Source organism: Methylocella silvestris BL2 (genome assembly GCF_000021745.1).
Taxonomy (GTDB): Bacteria; Pseudomonadota; Alphaproteobacteria; order Rhizobiales; family Beijerinckiaceae; genus Methylocapsa; species Methylocapsa silvestris.
On the sequence record NC_011666.1, the window covers coordinates 561,340 to 579,278 of the forward strand.

The window sequence follows — 17,939 nt, forward strand, 5'->3', positions numbered from 1 at the left end:
CAATCCTCAAACGGCGGCGGCGCGGCGCGTCGCGTTCCAGCGCGCGGCGAGGGTGAGGAAATTCTCAAAAATCCGCATGCCGTGCTCGGAGGCGATGCTTTCGGGATGGAACTGGACGCCATGGGCCGGAAAATGCCGATGCGACAGACCCATGATGAGCCCATCCGTCTGCGCCGTCACCTTGAGGTCTGCCGGGGCGGTCTCGGCGCGAACGACCAGTGAATGGTAGCGCACGGCGCGGAACGGCCCATTGATGCCGTGAAACAGCGCTTCGCCCTGATGGTCGATGGTCGCGATCTTGCCATGCACGGGGGCCGGCGCGCGCACGATTTCGCCGCCATAGGCCTCGCCCAGCGCCTGATGTCCGAGGCAGACGCCAAAGATCGGGATCGTGGGCGCCGCGGCCTTGATGAGTTCGAGGCAGATCCCCGCCTCAGGCGGCCCGCAGGGCCCCGGCGAGAGCACGATCCCGTCCGGGGCGGCGGCCATGATTTCTTCGACGCTTATTTTATCGTTGCGATGGACAGTGACATCCGCCCCGAGGCTGCCAAGGCAATGCACGAGGTTCCAGGTGAAGCTGTCGTAATTGTCGATGAGGGTTATGGCGGTCACGGGCGGGGTCCGTCTCGTAAGCCGCTCTTTTGCGGCGCGCGGCCGGCAAGGTCAAGGAGGATCGCCCGAGACGGCGAGGCGTTGCGCAAAGCGGTCGGCTTCTATTGCCCGCGCTTGGCCCGCGACGCGAAACGCACGGCCTCCTCGGCGGCGCGGAACAGAGCTTGCGCCTTGTTGACGCATTCGCGCTGCTCATAGGCGGGATCGCTGTCATAGACGATGCCAGCGCCCGACTGGACATGCATGACGCCATCCTTGACCATGGCGGTGCGCAAGATGATGCAGGTGTCCATCTCGCCCGAAGCGCCGAAATAGCCGATGCAGCCGCCGTAAACGCCACGCTTGTCCGTCTCGAGCTCGTCGATGATCTCCATCGCGCGCAGTTTCGGCGCCCCCGAAACGGTGCCCGCGGGAAAGCCTGCGCTGAGGGCGTCGATTGCGTCATGCGTCTTCGAGAGACGGCCCTCCACGTTCGAGACGATATGCATGACATGGCTGTAGCGTTCGATGGCGAATTGCTCCGTCACCTTGACGGAGCCGATCTCGGCGACGCGGCCGACGTCGTTGCGGCCAAGATCGAGCAGCATCAGATGCTCGGCGCATTCTTTCTCGTCGCCAAGAAGGTCCTGCGCCAACGCATCGTCCTCGGCCTTGGTCTTGCCGCGCCAGCGGGTGCCGGCGATGGGCCGGATCGTGACCTTGCCGTCGCGCAGCCGGACCAGAATTTCAGGGCTCGAGCAGACGATCTGGAACGGTCCGAAATCAAGGTAGCAGAGGAAGGGCGAGGGATTGACCCGGCGCAGGGCGCGGTAGAGCGCGAAAGGATGCAGCCCAAAAGGCGCCGAAAAGCGTTGCGACAGCACGACCTGAAAAATATCGCCGGCGCGGACGTAATCCTTGGCGCGCGCGACCATCTCGTGAAACCGCGCCTCGCTGGTATTTGAGGTCGGCGCGACAGTCGAAAGCGCGGGATCGGCCGCGACCCAGTCATGTTGAAGCGGCCCCTCCAGCGTCACGCTCACCGCGTCGATGCGTTCGCGGGCATGGTCATAGGCGGCAAGGAAGGAAACGCCGGGGGCAGGGCGCAGCGGCGTCACCACGAAAATCTCCTCGCGGACGGAGTCGAACACGACCATCACGGTCGGGCGCATCATCATCGCGTCTGGCGCGCCGAGGGGATCTGGCTTTGGCGCGCCAAGCTGCTCCATCTGCCGCGCCATATCATAGCCGAGATAGCCAAAGACGCCGGCCGCCATCGGCGGCAGCTCCTCGCTGGCGTCGATGCGGGATTCCGCGATCAGCGCGCGCAGCGAGTCGAGCGGGGGCTCCGCGCAAGGCGAAAAGCTGTCGGGATCGCTCAAGGCGGACCGGTTGATTTCGGCTCTGTCGCCGAAAGCGCGCCAGACGATATCGGGGTCGAGGCCGATCATGGAGTATCGGCCCCGCGCGGCTCCGCCCTCGACGGATTCCAGAAGGAAGATGCGTCCGACGCGCCCCGCCGACAGCTTCAGAAAGGCGGAAACCGGCGTTTCGAGATCGGCGATCAGGCGCGCCGAAACCAGGCACGGGCGGCCGGCCGCATAGGCTGCGGCGTAATCCGCATGAGCTGGAGAATCCATCGGCGTCGTCTCAGTAGAGGTCAGCTGAGCCGCTCGTCGCGGCCGCGAGCGCCTGCGCATTGATCTTCACGCCGAGCTTGTTTTGCAGCGTCCCAAGATATTGCGTCACCAGATCGTCGGAGTAGGATTTTTTCACTTCATTCGCCAAAGAGACGAGAGTGGCGTCAGCGAAATCAATCGGCGGCGCGGTCGCGCCGGCGACCTTGAACACGAGCCGGTCGCCCGCCTCGAGCCGCGTCGAGCCGACGCCGCCGACGCCGACGTTGAAGGCCTGGGCCACAGCCGGCTGCGGAAAATTATCGCCGCCGCCACGCCGCACATTCTGCGCCCGCTTGACCTCAAAACCGCCCTCGGCGGCGACTTTGGCCATGGGCTCGCCGGACTCAAGCCGTTTCGTCAGATCGATGGTTTTAGCCGTCATCAGCTTCGCCGTCTCATCGTCGCGCCAGGCCTTCTCGACGGCGGGTTTCGCCTCCTCGAAGCTCTTCTGCCGCGCCCTGTCGATTTTGCCGACCTCGAACCATTGATAGCCGCCCTGCGGCAGGCTCAGCGTTTCATTGTCGACGCCAAGGTCGGAGGCGAAACCGGCTTTCAACAACGCCGCGCTATTTGCCAGATCGGCGATCGGAACGCCCGCGGCGTCCTTGCCGCCGGCGTCGACGGCCGGAATGACGCGGACCTCGAGGCCGGCGCTCTTTGCCGCCTCGGTCAGCGTCTTGCCGGACGCGCGCTGATCCTCGATGGCGTCATGCAGCCGCGCGATTTCTCCCCGCGCTCTGGTCGTGGCGATCTCCCTCTTGATCTCCTCCTTGACGTCCTCGAACGGCTTTGCGCTCGACGGCTCGATGGCGGCGACGCGAATGAGCACGCTGCCGAATTGCGTCTTGACGGGCGCGCTGACCGCGCTCTCGGGGAGGGCGAAGGCGACGTCGGCGACAGCCTTGTCGATCAGCTGGCCCCGCGTCACGAGACCAAGCGAGACGTCCTTCATGGTCGAGCCCTGCTGGGCGACGATGTCCTCGAAGCTCGCGCCCGCGTCGAGTTTTTCGCGCGCAGCCGCCGCAGCGGCAGGATCGGAGAAGAACAGCTGATCGATCTGGCGCTTCTCGGGGGCGCCATATTTTTCGCCCTTGATTTCATCGTAGCGGCGCAGAGCGTCGGCGTCCGAGACGGCGTCCGGTTTCGCGATGCTCTCCGGCGTCAGGGTCAAGGTGACGAGCGTGCGGTATTCCGGGGCGGAATAGCCGAGTTTGCGATCTTCGAAATATTTGCCGAGTTCGTCGTCGGACGGCAAAGCGATGGTCCCGGCTGCGGCGGCGGGCAGCACAAAATAATCGAGCGTGCGCGTCTCGGTCTGGTAGCGATGGATCAGTTCAAGCATGGCTTTGGGCAATTGCAGGCCGTTCGTCATGGAATCGATCAGCTCCTGACGCAGATAGACGCCGCGCTGTTCGCGCACAAAAGCCTTTTCGGTCAGGCCATTGTCGCGCAGCAACTCCTCGAAGCGGGCGCGGTCGAACTGACCGCTCGCCCCTTTGAAAGAAGGGTCGGCGGCGATGGTCCGCGCGATCTCGGCGTCGCTCATCGCAAGGCCGAGCGCGTGCGTCTCCTGATCGAGCACGGCTTCGCTGACGAGCCGCGAGAGAACCTGGCGATCGAGGCCGAAGCGCTTGGCTTCGTCATTGGTGATGGCGCGCCGCGCCTGTCGCTGCGCCCGCTGCAATTCCGTCTGATAGGCGAAGCGAAACGCCTCCGTCGTGATCTGTTCGTTGCCGACTTCGGCGAGCTTGTTTGCGCCAAAGCCGCGGAAAATATCGCCGATGCCCCAGACCGCGAAGCTCAGAATAATGAATCCGAGCACGATCCCCATGACCGTTCGGCCGATCCAGCCCTTTGTCGCGGCGCGCATGGCGTCAAGCATTTAGTTACTATCTTTCCCGAGAGAGCTCGCGGCCTAGCTTGGGCCAAACATTTACAAATTCGGGCGGGACTATAAGAAGGTGCGCTATCGCTTGCAACGCGTCTGCGGCTCATCGCGAGCCTTAAAGCCGGAAGCTTGATAATGACAAACGGGCCCTCGCGGTCGGAACGGCGCCCCCTCGTCGCCGGTAACTGGAAAATGAACGGTCTGCGCAAGGATCTCGTCGAGGCCGAGAAGATTTGCGTGGCCGCGGCGGCCGGCGAAGCCGGTGAGGCCGAGGTCGTGATCTGTCTGCCGGCGACTTTGTTGATTTCCGCGGCGCCCGCCTGCCATGCGGCGGGAGTCGGGCTCGGCGGCCAGCATTGCCATGGGGAGCCGAAGGGGCCCTTTACTGGCGATCTCTCGGCGGAAATGCTGAGGGACGCCGGCGCCTCCTATGTCATTCTTGGCCATTCCGAGCGCAGGGCCGGCCACAATGAAGGCAACGCCGCCGTCCGCGAAAAAACCCGCGGCGCCTTCAGGGCGGGACTGACCGCGATCGTCTGCGTCGGCGAGACCCGCGGCCAGCGCGAGGCGGGCGACGCCCTGCCGATCGTCGGCTCGCAGCTGACCGGCTCGATTCCCGGCGAGGCGACGCCGCAAAACCTCGTGATCGCCTATGAGCCGGTCTGGGCGATCGGCACAGGCCTGACGCCGACGCTCAGAGATATCGCCGAGATGCACCGATTCATCCGCGAGCGGGTCGGCGTCGATCTGCCGCGCATTCGTGATGGGATCCGCATCCTTTATGGCGGCTCCGTCAAGCCGAACAATGCGGCCGATCTTATGCGCGTCCCGAATGTCGATGGCGCCCTCGTCGGCGGCGCCAGTCTGACCGCCAAGGATTTTATGGGGATCGCAGGCGTTTATCGCGACTATTGCCTGGCGTCCTAAACCAATTGCGGCCTGAAAGGACGCTTCCGACAGGCGCCAAGCCGAAGGCCGCCGAGGCGTCGCCGCTTTATTTGCTGGCGCCTTCGACGCCGCCCGTTGTAGAACCCGGCAAATCCGGCGCCGCTGCGGAAAACTGGCGACGCTGCGGGTACTGCTTATCTTAAAGACCGAAATCGGGGTCCAGGACCCCTCAGGCAGAGTCAGGGAAGAGAGTTTCGATGCAGACGGTGCTGATCGTCATCCACCTCATGATCGTCGTGGCGCTTGTCGTGACAGTGCTGTTGCAGCGGTCGGAAGGCGGCGCGCTCGGCGTTGGCGGCGGCGGCGGCTTCATGACCGGCCGCGGACAGGCCAATGTGCTGACCCGGGCGACGGCGATCCTCGCGGCTCTGTTCTTCGCGACGAGCTTGGGGCTGACGGCGCTCGCCAAATATACCCAGGCGCCTTCCTCGATCCTGCAGCATGTCCCGGCGGCTGCGCCTGAGCCGAATGCGCCGGCGGCCCCGAGCACGGGCGGCGGCCTTCTCGATCAGCTGAAGCAGCTCGAAGATCAGCGCCAGTCGGCGCCCCCGGCTTCGCCGCCGCGTTGATGGCCCGCGTCTTCATCTGAGCGGCCAAACCGCAGCCGTTCCCCCGGCGCGGTCTGACAAATCTTCACTGTGGATGAGCCGGAGAGGAAGCGGAATAGGCTTCCTCTCGCGGCGAAACTCGGATAGAGCTCAAAGCCCATGGCGCGGTATATTTTCATCACCGGCGGCGTGGTCTCCTCGCTTGGTAAAGGCTTGGCTTCGGCGGCGCTCGGCGCATTGCTTCAGGCCCGCGGCTACACCGTCCGCCTGCGCAAGCTCGATCCCTACCTCAATATCGATCCGGGGACGATGAGCCCCTATCAGCACGGCGAGGTTTTCGTCACCGACGACGGAGCGGAGACGGACCTCGATCTTGGGCATTACGAGCGGTTCACCGGCCGCCCGGCGCTGCGCGACGATAATATCACGACCGGCCGGATCTATCAGGAGATCATTGCCAAGGAGCGCCGCGGCGACTATCTCGGCGCGACGGTGCAGGTGATTCCCCATGTCACCAATGCGATCAAAGATTTCGTTCTTTCGGGAACGGACGGCGTCGATTTCGTGCTGGTCGAGATCGGCGGCACGGTCGGCGACATTGAGGGCCTGCCGTTCTTCGAGGCGATCCGCCAGCTCGGCAATGATCTGCCAAGGTCGCATGCGATCTATATCCATTTGACCTTGCTGCCCTTTATCCCGAGCGCCGGCGAACTCAAGACCAAGCCGACGCAGCATTCGGTGAAGGAATTGCGTTCGATCGGCATCCAGCCGCACATTCTGCTCTGCCGCACCGACCGCACCATTCCGCGCGAGGAGCGGCGCAAGCTCGGGCTTTTCTGCAACGTGCGCGAAAGCGCCGTGATCGAGGCGCGCGACGTCCAATCGATCTATGACGTGCCGCGCGCCTATCACGCCGCCGGCCTCGATCAGGAGGTTCTCGCCGCTTTCGGCATCGAGCCGGCGCCAAAGCCGGATATGAGCCGCTGGAACGCGGTGATGGAGCGCGTCCATAATCCCGAAGGGGAGGTGACGATCGCCATCGTCGGCAAATATACCGGCCTCAAGGACGCCTATAAGTCGCTGATCGAGGCGCTCGCCCATGGCGGCATGGCGAACCGGATCAATGTCCGGATCGACTGGATCGAGTCCGAAGTGTTCGAGAGCGACGATCCCGCCGTCTATCTCGACCACGTGCATGGCATTCTCGTTCCGGGCGGCTTCGGCCAGCGCGGCGCGGAAGGCAAGATTCTTGCGGCGCGCTTCGCGCGGGAGCGCAAGGTGCCCTATTTCGGCATCTGCTTTGGCATGCAGATGGCGGTCATCGAGGCGGCTCGCTCGCTCGCCGGCGTCAAGGACGCGAATTCGACCGAATTCGGTCCAACGAAAGAGCCGGTCGTCGGCCTCATGACCGAGTGGATGCGTGGCAATGAACTTCAGATTCGCGCCGCCGAGAGCGATCTTGGCGGGACGATGCGGTTAGGGGCCTATCGCGCGAGCCTCGCGCCGCATTCGAAGATCGCCGCGATCTATGGCGCGACCGAGATCTCCGAGCGTCATCGCCACCGCTATGAGGTCAACACAGCCTATCGCGAGAGGCTGGCCGAAAACGGCGTCATCTTTGCGGGCCTCTCTCCCGACGGCCTGCTGCCCGAGACGATCGAACTTCTGGATCACCCCTGGTTCATCGGCGTGCAATTCCATCCCGAGCTGAAATCGCGGCCGTTCGAGCCGCATCCGCTGTTCGCAAGCTTTATCGCCGCGGCGCTGGAGCAATCGCGCCTCGTTTGATCCAGCGGGACGCATGGCTCCCGCGAACGAATCTCAGCCTGCGTAACGGAGGTCGTCATGGAGTTGCGCCAACTCGGCCGCACCAATCTCAATGTTCCGGCGATCTGCCTTGGCACCATGACCTGGGGCCAGCAGAACACCGACGCCGAGGCCCATGCGCAGATGGACTATGCGCTGGAGCAGGGGGTCAATTTCTTCGACGCCGCCGAGATGTATCCCATTCCGCCGAACCCCGAGACGCAGGGCGAGACGGAAAAGATCATCGGGTCCTGGTTCAAGGCGCGGAAAAACCGCGACAAAATCGTGCTCGCGACTAAAGTCAGCGGCCGCGGCAGCGCGAACTGGCTGCGCGGCGGGACCAAGCCGTACCGGCTGTTCGGCAAGCCGACGGAGCTTAATCGCAAAAATATCTTTTACGCGGTCGATCAATCGCTGCGGCGGCTGCAAACCGACTATATCGATCTATACCAGCTGCATTGGCCCGATCGGCCGGTTCAGCTGTTCGCGGACCGCTCGACGACGTTCCGCGAGCCCGCCAAGGGGCCCGAAAATCCGATTCCCGGGACCGTCGAAATTCTCAATGAACTCGTGAAGGCCGGCAAGATCCGCCATTTTGGCGTGTCCAATGAGACGTCCTGGGGAACCATGCGCTTTGTCGCCGCGGCGGAAGCCGGCAAGGGCCCGCGCGTCGTCTCGATTCAAAACGCCTATAATCTGTTGAACCGCACGTTCGAGATCGACCTTGCCGAAATCGCCATGCGCGAAAAGGTCGGGCTGCTCGCCTATTCGCCTTTGCTGCAGGGCTATCTCAGCGGCAAATATCAGTGCGGCGCGCGGCCGCCCGGTTCCAGGACAGCCCTGTTTGGCCGCGCCCAGCGCTGCGAGAAGCCGGGCGTCGAAGAAGCGATCGCCAAATATCTTGCGATCGCGAAGGAATTTGGCCTCGACCCGGCGCAAATGGCGCTGGCCTTCGTGACCTCGCGGCCGTTCGTGACGTCAACGATCATTGGCGCGACGACGATGGAGCAATTGAAGACCGATATCGGCTCGATCAAAGTGACGATCCCGCCTGAGCTCGAGGACAGGATCAACGCTGTGCACCAAACAAGCGGCAATCTCGCGCCCTAAAACGCTCACCCGCGCCCGCGATAGGGCGGCACGCCCTGATCCGGCAGCCACAGGCCAGGCGGAGGCGCCCCCGTCGACCAGAATACGTCGATCGGCATCCCGCCGCGCGGATACCAATAGCCGCCGATGCGCAGCCAGCGCGGCGCCAGCACGGCGACAAGATCCTTGCCGATCCGCACCGTGCAGTCCTCGTGGAAAGCGCCACGGTTGCGAAACGATCCCAGATAAAGCTTTAGCGACTTCGATTCGACGATCCATTTGTCCGGCGCATAGTCGATGACGAGGAGCGCGAAATCCGGCTGCCCGGTCACCGGGCAGAGCGAGGTAAATTCGGGCGCGGTGAAGCGGGCGAGATAAAGCGCTTCCTCATGCGGGTTCGCCACGCGTTCGAGCGTCGCCTCCTCCGGCGAGCGCGGCGCGGCGACGTTTGCGCCCAGTTGGCTCGCCCCGTCGTGAATTTTGACCATGGGGCCTCATTGAGAAGGGGAGGGCTGACGGGCCGGCCCCGGATTGCTTAGCCCTGATCTCGCCAAACCGCGCCGTTGTTTCAAGCCAATTCTGTGCCTCGCGAACGAAATCAATAATGCAACAACGTGATGACAGATGTTGAAATCTGTTATCGCGATCGGTATAGCTGCAAAACCATATGGCGAGGCTCCGCAGCCGATGAATGACCAACCGCTCACCCCCGACGCCATCCTCGACGCCACAGAGGCTGCGCTGCGCCGGTTCGGGCCGACCAAAACCAGCGTCACGGATGTCGCTCGCGCCTTAAAAGTCAGCCACGGCGCGCTGTACCGGCATTTCGATGGCAAGGCGGAGCTGATCGACGCCGTGGTCGCGCGCTGGCTCGAGCGGCTCGCGGGACCGCTCGCCGTCATTGCGGCCGAGAACGGCCCGGCGCCCGAGCGGCTGCGGCGCTGGTTCGACGTGCTGATCGCCTCGCAATCGGCCAAGGCAAAAAACGATTCGGATCTGTTTCAGGCTTATGCCGGCCTGGCCCGCGCCAATCGATCGATTGTCGCCGCCGAGATGGAGCGCCGCGCGACGCATATCGCGAAAATCATCGACGATGGGGCGAAGCAGGGGGCGTTCGCCGCCATCGATCCCGGCGGAGCCGCGCGGGCGATCCTGGACGCGACAGTCAAGTTCCACCATCCGCTGCATGCGGACGAATGGAGCCGTCCCGAGGCGTCGCTGAATTTCGACGCGGTATTCCGATTGCTGCTGCGCGGCTTGGCGCAATAGCCCGATCCGGCTCGGGGCATTTTGCAGCTAGCGCGAAGCCACCTTTCGCCATTTCGCCTCGATGCGGCGGGTGATCGCGGCGATTCTTGCCTCATGCGCCGCCCAGAACGCCCGGCTGACCGCCTCGGTCCGAATCCGCGGCGCGCGGCGCATTGCGGTTCGCAGGCGCGGCCCGGCCGCATCGGCGATCATCGGAACCGAGGCCCCCGCGGCGAAGGGCGAGCCGATGGCGGCAAGATGAGCGCGCGCGCGGCCGCAATAGATGATTGAAAGCGCCGACATCTGCTCCTCGCCATGGCCGGCGCGATATTTCATCAAGGCCCGGCAGAGATCGCCTCCGGCGAGGCGCCAGGCCTCGGCGAGATAGGCGACGCCATAGCGGATATTGACTTCAGGCTGAGCGAGTTCGGCGCTGTCGCCGCGAAAGCCGAGCATCGCAGCGGTCTCCGGCCGCACCTGCATGAGGCCGATTTCGCCGACGCCGCCGATCACGCTCGGGTCATAGCCGCTTTCGATCGAGACGACGGCGTCGGCGATATCGGACGGCAGCCCCGTCTTCTCCGCCTCCCGGCGCAGCAGGCCGCGAAATTTCTGCCGCTCTTCGGCAACCCCATCAGAGGCTTGCCCGGCGGGTTCTTGGGCCTGTTGCGGAGCGCCGCCGCCAAGATCGGTGGGGCGCGCGAGCGGCGTCGGCGTTTGCGCGGGAGCGGCGTCGGGAGCCGCGACGGCGTCATCGGCGCCACAGGATGTGCACAATAACACAATCGCAAAGGCTATCCTGCCCGCCGCCATATTCCGCTCGATCCGAATTGCGCGCTCAAGCGCCCTAGGAGCCGTATGCTAGAAGAGAACCTTGAACAAAGGCTTTGCGCGCGGCAAGTCTTTCGCTTGCCCATCAATGGGCGTGGTCGGCATTGCCGGCCCTTGCGGCGATCCCGGCCCGGCGCTCTGACCCGCCAATGTTTTTCCCGCCTATGCTTAAAAAATTCCACATGCGGCGGCGCGCCCCGGCCCTTTCGTCCGGCGAAGCTTCGTCGTAAAAACCTTTGCAAAATCGGACAAGCCCGCCAATCGACCGTTCACTAAAGCACGCCTCAGACCCACACCCCCAAAATCGAACAGTCCCCAAGGAGCCGTCATGACTGCGATCATCGATATTGCCGCACGAGAGATTCTGGACAGCCGCGGCAATCCGACCGTCGAGGTCGACGTCACGCTCGAGGACGGCTCGCATGGCCGCGCCGCTGTTCCGTCCGGCGCTTCGACCGGCGCGCATGAGGCTGTCGAATTGCGCGATGGCGACAAGTCGCGCTACGGCGGCAAGGGCGTGTTGAAGGCGATCGAAAACGTCAACCGGGATATTTTCGAGGCCCTGAGCGGCCTTGAAGCCGAAGACCAGGGCAGAATCGACGAGATTATGATCTCGCTCGACGGCACGCCGAACAAGAGCAAGTTAGGGGCGAACGCTATTTTGGGCGTATCGCTCGCCGTCGCCAAGGCGGCGGCGGACGCCTCGGCGTTGCCGCTCTACCGTTATGTCGGCGGCGTTCAGGCCCATGTCCTGCCCGTGCCGATGATGAACATCATCAATGGCGGCGTGCATGCCGACAATCCGATCGACTTTCAGGAATTCATGATCCTGCCGGTCGGCGCCCCCTCGATCGCGGAAGCCGTCCGGTGGGGCTCTGAGGTTTTTCAGCTGCTTAAAAGCTCGCTGAAGAAGGCCGGACACAACACCAATGTCGGCGATGAGGGCGGCTTCGCCCCCAATCTACCCTCCGCCGAAGCGGCGCTCGATTTCTGCGTGCAGGCAATCGAAGCGGCCGGCTTCAAGCCCGGCGTCGATATATTCCTCGGCCTCGACTGCGCCGCGACCGAATTCTTTAAGGACGGGGCTTATGTCTACTCCGGCGAGGGCGTCACTCGTTCCCCGGAGGAACAGGCGAATTATCTCGCCAAGCTCAGCGCCTCCTATCCGATCGCGAGCATCGAGGACGGCATGTCGGAAGACGACTGGGCCGGCTGGAAGGCCGTCACGGAACTGATCGGCTCCAAGATTCAGCTCGTCGGCGACGATCTGTTCGTCACCAATGTCACGCGGCTTGAGGAAGGCATCAAGAAGGGGATCGCCAATTCGATCCTCGTCAAGGTCAACCAGATCGGTTCGCTGACCGAAACGCTAGCCGCCGTCGATATGGCGCAGCGGGCCGGCTACACCGCGGTGATGTCGCACCGCTCGGGCGAAACCGAAGATTCGACCATCGCCGATCTCGCCGTCGCCACCAATTGCGGGCAGATCAAGACCGGCTCGCTGGCCCGCTCGGACCGCACCGCGAAATACAACCAGCTGATCCGCATCGAGGAAGAGCTCGGTTCGCAGGCGCGCTACGCCGGATTGAAGGCGCTGAAAGCCCTCGCCTGACGAGGGCCGAGTGATGCGCCTCCGTCGCCGCCGCTAATTCAGCGGCGAGGCGGGGGAACTTGCCGCGCCGCCAGGACTTGGAGCGACAAGCTCTCAGCTCCCTTGGCGGTCACGTGCGCCTTCAATATACGCTCGACGCATTGAATTTCTTTCTGGCCGATGTCCGCGAGGGCCTCGGGCCTTATCTCGCCATCTATCTTTTGACCGAGCGTCATTGGCCGGAAGACAAGATCGGCCTCGTTATGACGGTGGCTGGACTTGCGGGGATTGTCGCCCAGACGCCGGCGGGCGCGCTGACGGACGCCAGCCGCGCCAAACGCGCCATCATCATTGTCGCCGCGTTGGTCGTCACAGTCGCCTCGCTTCTTCTTCCCTTCATGCCCTCTTTTGCGCTCGTCGCCGCCTCGCAGGCGGCGGCCGGCGCAGCGGCGGTGTTTTTTGCCCCCGCGATCGCAGCGATCACCCTCGGTCTCGTCGGCCCAAAGCGGTTCACGCGCCGGATCGGCCGCAACGAAGGTTTCAACCACGCCGGCAACGCCTTTCTGGCTGCGGTCGCGGGATTATTGGCGTGGAAATGGGGGCCGATGGTCGTCTTCTATCTGATGGCGGCGATGGCCCTGTTATCCATCGCAAGCGTCCTTGCCGTCGATCCCAAGGCGATCGACCACGAGCAGGCGAGGGGACTTGCGCCGGGCGACGACGCCACGGGCGAAAAGCCGTCGGCGCTGAAAGTTCTGCTCTCATGCAAGGGCCTTTTGATCTTTTGCCTTTGCTGCGTGATTTTCCATCTCGCCAACGCCGCCATGCTGCCATTGGTGGGCCAGAAGCTGGCGCTGCAGGATAAGAACCAGGGCACGGCCCTGATGTCGGCGTGCATCGTCGCTGCGCAAATCGTCATGACGCCGATGGCGGCCCTCGTCGGCCTCAGAGCCGACGTCTGGGGCCGCAAGCCGCTGTTTCTCGCCGCCTTTGCGATTCTGCCGCTGCGCGGTTTTCTTTACACCCTGTCCGACGACCCCATCTGGCTTGTCGCCGTGCAAACGCTCGACGGCGTCGGAGCAGGCCTCTATGGCGCGCTGTTTGTTATCGTGGTTGCCGATCTCACGCGCGGCACGGGCCATTTCAACCTGGCGCAGGGCGCGGTCATTACAGCGCAGGGGATCGGCGCTGCCGTGAGCACGACCCTGGCGGGATTGATCGTCGTCCATGCCGGCTATTCGGCGGCCTTTCTCGTACTCGGCGCGATAGCGGCCGGCGGATTTCTGCTTTATCTCTTCGCCATGCCGGAAACGCTTCAGCCCGATCGGCCACAGGCTGCGCAAATTCCCGCCGTGGCCGCGGCGCGATGAGCTTTGGCGAAATAGACTGGGGGGCGATCGACTGGCGCGCGATTGCGACGATCGCGATCTTCCTGGCCACGCTCTGCGGCGTCGCCGTCGGCCGCGCGCCCGGCTTGCGGATGGACCGCGCCGGCATGGCGCTTGTGGGCGCGGCGCTGATGCTCATCGTCGGCCCGCAGAGTTTCGAGGAGTCGCTCAAAGCGGTCGACCTCGACACGATCACGCTGCTTCTCGGCATGATGATCATCGTCGCGCAACTGAGGATTTCCGGTTTCTTCGATTTTGCAGGCCGGTTTGTGCTCAAGAGAGCGCACGGCCCGCTGACGCTGCTCGCCGGCGTGGTCGCGGTCACGGGATTGCTGTCGGCGTTCCTCGTCAATGACGCAATCTGCCTCGCCCTGACGCCGCTGGTCCTTGAAGCGGCGCACAAATTGCGCCGCAATCCCGTCCCCTATCTGCTGGCCGTTGCGATGGCTTCGAACGCTGGAAGCGTCGCAACCTTTACCGGCAATCCGCAGAATATGATGATCGGGGTCGCCTCGCATATTCCCTATGGGCAATTCGCCCTAAGGCTGACGCCGATCGCCCTTGTTGCGCTGCTTTTGACCTTCTGCCTCATCGCGCTGCTGCATCGCGCTGAGTTTTCAACGAAATTCACCGCCGCTGAGCCGGCGGCCCGATCCCCCCTGCATCGCTGGCAGACGGCCAAGGCGGCTCTGGTGACCACCTGCGTGATCGCCGGTTTTTTTGCCGGCGCGCCAGTGGCGAAGGCGGCGATCATTGGCGGCTCGCTGCTCCTCGTCTCACGCGCCGTCAATCCGAAAAAGATCTATGCCCAACTCGACGGCGCGCTTCTCTTGATGTTCGCCGGGCTGTTCATTGTCGTGTCGGGCGCCGAAAAAATTCTGCTGACGCCGACGACGCTGGCGACCGTCGCCGGACTTCGCCTCGACAGTGGCTGGATCCTCTCCGGGGTCGCCGCCGCCCTGTCCAATCTCATCAGCAACGTTCCCGCGGTGCTGGTCTTGAAACCCTTCCTTGAGGCGCTCCCGGACGCCAATCAAGCCTGGCTCATTGTGGCGATGAGTTCGACGCTCGCCGGCAATCTGACGCTCGTCGGCTCGATCGCCAATCTTATCGTCGCGGAGCGCGCAAAGCGGTCGGGCGTCGTCATCTCCTTTCTCGATTATTTCAAGGTCGGCCTACCCTTGACTCTGCTCAGCCTTGGCTTCGGGACCTTCGCGCTGAATGCAGGACCGCGTTAATCATTCGCTAACCTTCGTCGGCGAAGTTCGGGCATGGTCATCCGCAGGCGCATCCGCGCGATCGTTTTTCCGCTTCTGCTCTATTGCGTCTCCGGCGCGGCGGGCGGCTATTTCGTCTGGCACGCCCTGAATGGCGAGCGCGGCCTCAAAACCAACGACGAATATCAGCTGAAGATTGCAGGTTTCCAGACCGAACTCGATGGCCTCAAGGCCGAAAGCGCCCTGTGGCGCCGCCGGATCGCGCTGATCAATGGCGCCATCGTCGACCGCGATCTCCTTGACGAAGAGGCGCGCGCCCTGATTGGCCGCGCCGACAAGAATGACCTCGTCGTCATGCTGCCGCGACCGGCGCAATAGGCCGACCCCTAGCCGCAAAGTACTATCGTCCGCCGCTTGCCTCTGCCGCGGGCAAGGGCTACGCAGCCTTCAGAAATTGATCTAAATCATTTGGCGCGCGCCGCTCGCTTTCGGCGACAAGCTGCGCTAGCTTGCCTGCGGAAACGCCGAGACGCCAAGCAAGGAAGGTCCGTGATGGCCGACGCATCAAGCTCCGTCCGCACCGAATCACGGTCCCGGAAAGGGACTGAACCGCCGCCGGCGCCGCCTGTCTTCACCAAAGAGCAGGAATTCAAGGCCTATCGCGAAATGCTGCTGATCCGGCGCTTCGAGGAGAAGGCCGGGCAGCTCTACGGCATGGGCCTCATCGGCGGTTTCTGCCACCTCTATATCGGGCAGGAGGCCGTCGTCGTCGGCGTCATGATGGCGGCGAAGCCCGGCGATCAAACCATCACCAGCTACCGCGATCATGGCCATATGATCGCCTGCGGCATGGATCCCAAGGGAGTCATGGCCGAACTGACCGGACGACGGGGCGGCTTGTCGAAAGGCAAGGGCGGCTCGATGCACATGTTCTCCAAGGAGAAGCATTTCTACGGCGGCCACGGCATCGTCGGCGCGCAGGTGCCGCTCGGAACGGGCCTCGCCTTCGCCAATCGCTACCGCTCCAACGGCAATGTCTCCTACACCTATTTCGGCGATGGCGCGGCCAATCAAGGGCAGGTCTACGAAAGCTTCAATATGGCGGAGCTTTGGAAACTGCCGGTTATTTTCATCGTTGAAAACAACCGCTACGCCATGGGGACGTCAGTCAAGCGCTCCTCCGCGATGAGCGACTTTTCCAAGCGCGGCCAGAGCTTCAATATTCCCGGCGAACAGGTTGACGGCATGGATGTCCGCGCGGTCAAGGCGGCGATCGAACGCGCCCGCGACTGGTGCGTCGGCGGCAACGGCCCGATCATCCTTGAGATGCAGACCTATCGCTATCGCGGCCACTCGATGTCGGATCCCGCCAAATACCGCTCCAAGGAAGAAGTGCAGAAGATGCGCGAGGAGCATGATCCGATCGAGCAGGTCAGGGCGCGGCTGCTGCGGGACCACAATGTGCCTGAGGACGAGCTCAAGGCGATCGACGCCGAGGTTCGCGCCATTGTCGCCGAAGCAGTCGACTTCGCCTCGCATGACCCCGAGCCCGATCCGGCCGAGCTTTGGACCGATATTCTGAAATAAGGCGCTTTCGCAAGGCCCGCGGCAAGCGGGCGAGAAGGGTTCAGGGAATTCCGATGGCGACCAACATTCTGATGCCCGCGCTCTCGCCAACGATGGAGCAGGGCAAACTCGCAAAATGGCTGAAGAAAGAGGGCGATCCGGTGCGCTCCGGAGACGTTCTCGCCGAGATCGAAACCGATAAGGCGACGATGGAGGTTGAAGCCGTCGACGAAGGAACCCTCGCCAAGATCTTGATTCCGGCGGGTTCCGACAATGTCGCCGTCAATACGCCGATCGCCATCCTCGCCGGCGAAGGCGAGGACGCCTCGAAGGCGAGCGTTCCGGAAACCGCGCCGGCGGCCGAGCCCGCCCCGAACGGGGCAGGCGCGGAACCGCAGGCGGCAAAGCCCGCAACGCTTCAGCCGGCCGCTGCCCCGGCGATCTCGCGCGCGCCGGAATTTCCCGAAGGGACCGAGATGGTCTCGACGACCGTGCGCGAGGCGCTGCGCGACGCTATGGCCGAGGAAATGCGCCGCGACGAAAGCGTCTTCGTCATGGGCGAGGAAGTCGCCGAATATCAGGGCGCCTATAAGATCACGCAAGGCCTGCTGCAGGAGTTCAGCGACCGCCGCGTCGTCGATACGCCGATCACCGAACACGGGTTCGCCGGTCTTGCCATCGGAGCGGCGATGGCGGGGCTGCGCCCGATCGTCGAATTCATGACCTTCAACTTCGCCATGCAGGCGATGGACCAGATCATCAATTCCGCCGCCAAGACGCTCTATATGTCCGGTGGACAGATGGGCTGTCCGATCGTATTTCGCGGCCCGAACGGCGCCGCCGCGCGCGTCGCCGCGCAGCACAGCCAGGATTACACGGCATGGTTCTCCCATGTTCCGGGTCTTTATGTCGTCGCCCCCTATAGCGCCGCCGACGCCAAGGGCCTGTTGAAGAGCGCCATCCGCGACCCCAATCCGGTGATCTTTCTCGAAAATGAAATTCTCTACGGGCACAGTTTCGACGTGCCGAAGATCGATGATTTTCTCGTGCCAATCGGCAAGGGCCGCATCGCCCGCCCCGGCAAGGATGTGACGATCGTGTCCTTCAGCATCGGCATGGTCTATGCGCTGAAGGCCGCCGACGAACTGGCCAAGGATGGGATCGAAGCCGAGGTCATTGACCTGCGCACCATCCGTCCGATGGATGCCGAACTCATAATCGATTCCGTAAAGCGGACCGGCCGCTGCGTCACCGTCGAGGAAGGCTGGCCGCAAAGCGGCGTCGGGGCCGAGATCGCCGCCGTGCTGATGGAGCACGCCTTCGATTATCTCGACGCGCCAGTCGCGCGCGTCACGGGCAAGAATGTGCCGATGCCCTATGCCGCCAATCTCGAAAAGCTCGCGCTTCCGAACGTCGGCGAAGTCGTCGCCGCGGCGAAAGCCTCCCTCTACGTGTGATTTCCGTCCCGGCCCCGCATCCGTCTTCCCGCAAGGGACGCCGCCCGCCAGATCTGATCTGACAAAAGCCGGCGTTCAGCTCGAGATCAAGA

Annotated in this window: 16 protein-coding genes; 11 read left to right on the forward strand and 5 right to left on the reverse strand. The window is 63.7% G+C overall.

The genetic code is table 11. The features are described 5' to 3' along the window. Window positions 1–6: 6 nt before the first annotated feature. From MSIL_RS02570 to MSIL_RS02580, 3 genes are all read right to left on the reverse strand, one after another. A complete protein-coding gene (locus MSIL_RS02570) occupies window positions 7–612 on the reverse strand; it encodes an anthranilate synthase component II (protein ID WP_012589547.1) in 606 nt (201 codons plus the stop codon). 101 nt (window positions 613–713) lie between these two features. Next, window positions 714–2,231: an anthranilate synthase component I gene (gene trpE, locus MSIL_RS02575; protein ID WP_012589548.1), complete on the reverse strand. Its 1,518-nt coding sequence runs from the start codon at window positions 2,229–2,231 to the stop codon at window positions 714–716. A 10-nt stretch (window positions 2,232–2,241) separates the two neighbouring features. Beyond that, on the reverse strand, window positions 2,242–4,152 hold the full coding sequence (locus MSIL_RS02580; protein ID WP_012589549.1) for a peptidylprolyl isomerase: 1,911 nt from the start codon (window positions 4,150–4,152) through the stop codon (window positions 2,242–2,244). 141 nt (window positions 4,153–4,293) lie between these two features. Between MSIL_RS02580 and tpiA the strand changes: the two genes are divergently transcribed. From tpiA to MSIL_RS02600, 4 genes are all read left to right on the forward strand, one after another. Then, window positions 4,294–5,085 (forward strand): triose-phosphate isomerase, encoded by a 792-nt coding sequence (gene tpiA, locus MSIL_RS02585; RefSeq protein WP_012589550.1) that lies wholly within the window; start codon window positions 4,294–4,296, stop codon window positions 5,083–5,085. 218 nt (window positions 5,086–5,303) lie between these two features. Next, window positions 5,304–5,675 carry a preprotein translocase subunit SecG gene (gene secG / locus MSIL_RS02590; RefSeq protein WP_012589551.1) on the forward strand — a complete coding sequence of 124 codons (372 nt, stop codon included), beginning with the start codon at window positions 5,304–5,306 and terminating at the stop codon, window positions 5,673–5,675. A gap of 138 nt (window positions 5,676–5,813) precedes the next feature. Then, entirely contained in the window at window positions 5,814–7,442 is a 1,629-nt protein-coding gene (locus MSIL_RS02595; protein WP_012589552.1) for a CTP synthase, read from the forward strand. Between the two features lie 57 nt (window positions 7,443–7,499). Next, window positions 7,500–8,570, forward strand: coding sequence for an aldo/keto reductase (locus MSIL_RS02600; protein ID WP_012589553.1), 1,071 nt, complete (start codon window positions 7,500–7,502; stop codon window positions 8,568–8,570). Between the two features lie 5 nt (window positions 8,571–8,575). Here MSIL_RS02600 and queF read toward each other — a convergent pair whose 3' ends face one another. After that, window positions 8,576–9,037, reverse strand: a complete 462-nt coding sequence (queF, locus tag MSIL_RS02605) for a preQ(1) synthase (protein ID WP_012589554.1) — start codon at window positions 9,035–9,037, stop codon at window positions 8,576–8,578. A gap of 199 nt (window positions 9,038–9,236) precedes the next feature. Here queF and MSIL_RS02610 point away from each other — a divergent pair, with 199 nt between their 5' ends. Continuing rightward, the gene (locus MSIL_RS02610) at window positions 9,237–9,818 is read left to right on the forward strand and encodes a TetR/AcrR family transcriptional regulator (RefSeq protein ID WP_012589555.1); all 582 of its coding nucleotides are present in this window, start codon (window positions 9,237–9,239) and stop codon (window positions 9,816–9,818) included. A gap of 27 nt (window positions 9,819–9,845) precedes the next feature. Here the strand turns inward: MSIL_RS02610 and MSIL_RS02615 are convergent, their stop codons facing one another. Continuing rightward, a complete protein-coding gene (locus tag MSIL_RS02615; RefSeq protein ID WP_012589556.1) occupies window positions 9,846–10,610 on the reverse strand; it encodes a lytic transglycosylase domain-containing protein in 765 nt (254 codons plus the stop codon). A gap of 346 nt (window positions 10,611–10,956) precedes the next feature. Here MSIL_RS02615 and eno point away from each other — a divergent pair, with 346 nt between their 5' ends. The 6 genes from eno to MSIL_RS02645 all read left to right on the forward strand — a co-directional run bounded on the left by eno (window position 10,957) and on the right by MSIL_RS02645 (window position 17,847). Beyond that, complete coding sequence (eno, locus tag MSIL_RS02620) at window positions 10,957–12,240, forward strand: phosphopyruvate hydratase (protein ID WP_012589557.1); 1,284 nt, start codon at window positions 10,957–10,959, stop codon at window positions 12,238–12,240. 113 nt (window positions 12,241–12,353) lie between these two features. Then, window positions 12,354–13,589 (forward strand): MFS transporter, encoded by a 1,236-nt coding sequence (locus MSIL_RS02625; RefSeq protein WP_012589558.1) that lies wholly within the window; start codon window positions 12,354–12,356, stop codon window positions 13,587–13,589. After that, a complete protein-coding gene (locus MSIL_RS02630) occupies window positions 13,586–14,845 on the forward strand; it encodes an anion transporter (RefSeq protein WP_012589559.1) in 1,260 nt (419 codons plus the stop codon). Before MSIL_RS02625 ends, MSIL_RS02630 begins: the two co-directional genes overlap by 4 nt. Window positions 14,846–14,878: 33 nt before the next feature. Next, window positions 14,879–15,202, forward strand: a complete 324-nt coding sequence (locus MSIL_RS02635) for an FtsB family cell division protein (RefSeq protein WP_012589560.1) — start codon at window positions 14,879–14,881, stop codon at window positions 15,200–15,202. 174 nt (window positions 15,203–15,376) lie between these two features. Beyond that, window positions 15,377–16,411, forward strand: a complete 1,035-nt coding sequence (pdhA, locus tag MSIL_RS02640; protein ID WP_012589561.1) for a pyruvate dehydrogenase (acetyl-transferring) E1 component subunit alpha — start codon at window positions 15,377–15,379, stop codon at window positions 16,409–16,411. A 53-nt stretch (window positions 16,412–16,464) separates the two neighbouring features. After that, entirely contained in the window at window positions 16,465–17,847 is a 1,383-nt protein-coding gene (locus tag MSIL_RS02645) for a pyruvate dehydrogenase complex E1 component subunit beta (protein ID WP_012589562.1), read from the forward strand. Window positions 17,848–17,939 lie beyond the last annotated feature (92 nt).

Bases quoted from the DNA above. Each gene is read 5' to 3' on its own strand.
- trpE (WP_012589548.1), bottom strand. From the start codon at position 2,231: ATGGATTCTCCAGCTCATGCGGATTACGCCGCAGCCTATGCGGCCGGC.
- MSIL_RS02580 (WP_012589549.1), bottom strand. From the start codon at position 4,152: ATGCTTGACGCCATGCGCGCCGCGACAAAGGGCTGGATCGGCCGAACG.
- tpiA (WP_012589550.1), top strand. From the start codon at position 4,294: ATGACAAACGGGCCCTCGCGGTCGGAACGGCGCCCCCTCGTCGCCGGT.
- secG (WP_012589551.1), top strand. From the start codon at position 5,304: ATGCAGACGGTGCTGATCGTCATCCACCTCATGATCGTCGTGGCGCTT.
- MSIL_RS02595 (WP_012589552.1), top strand. From the start codon at position 5,814: ATGGCGCGGTATATTTTCATCACCGGCGGCGTGGTCTCCTCGCTTGGT.
- MSIL_RS02600 (WP_012589553.1), top strand. From the start codon at position 7,500: ATGGAGTTGCGCCAACTCGGCCGCACCAATCTCAATGTTCCGGCGATC.
- queF (WP_012589554.1), bottom strand. From the start codon at position 9,037: ATGGTCAAAATTCACGACGGGGCGAGCCAACTGGGCGCAAACGTCGCC.
- MSIL_RS02610 (WP_012589555.1), top strand. From the start codon at position 9,237: ATGAATGACCAACCGCTCACCCCCGACGCCATCCTCGACGCCACAGAG.
- MSIL_RS02615 (WP_012589556.1), bottom strand. From the start codon at position 10,610: ATGGCGGCGGGCAGGATAGCCTTTGCGATTGTGTTATTGTGCACATCC.
- eno (WP_012589557.1), top strand. From the start codon at position 10,957: ATGACTGCGATCATCGATATTGCCGCACGAGAGATTCTGGACAGCCGC.
- MSIL_RS02630 (WP_012589559.1), top strand. From the start codon at position 13,586: ATGAGCTTTGGCGAAATAGACTGGGGGGCGATCGACTGGCGCGCGATT.
- MSIL_RS02635 (WP_012589560.1), top strand. From the start codon at position 14,879: ATGGTCATCCGCAGGCGCATCCGCGCGATCGTTTTTCCGCTTCTGCTC.
- pdhA (WP_012589561.1), top strand. From the start codon at position 15,377: ATGGCCGACGCATCAAGCTCCGTCCGCACCGAATCACGGTCCCGGAAA.
- MSIL_RS02645 (WP_012589562.1), top strand. From the start codon at position 16,465: ATGGCGACCAACATTCTGATGCCCGCGCTCTCGCCAACGATGGAGCAG.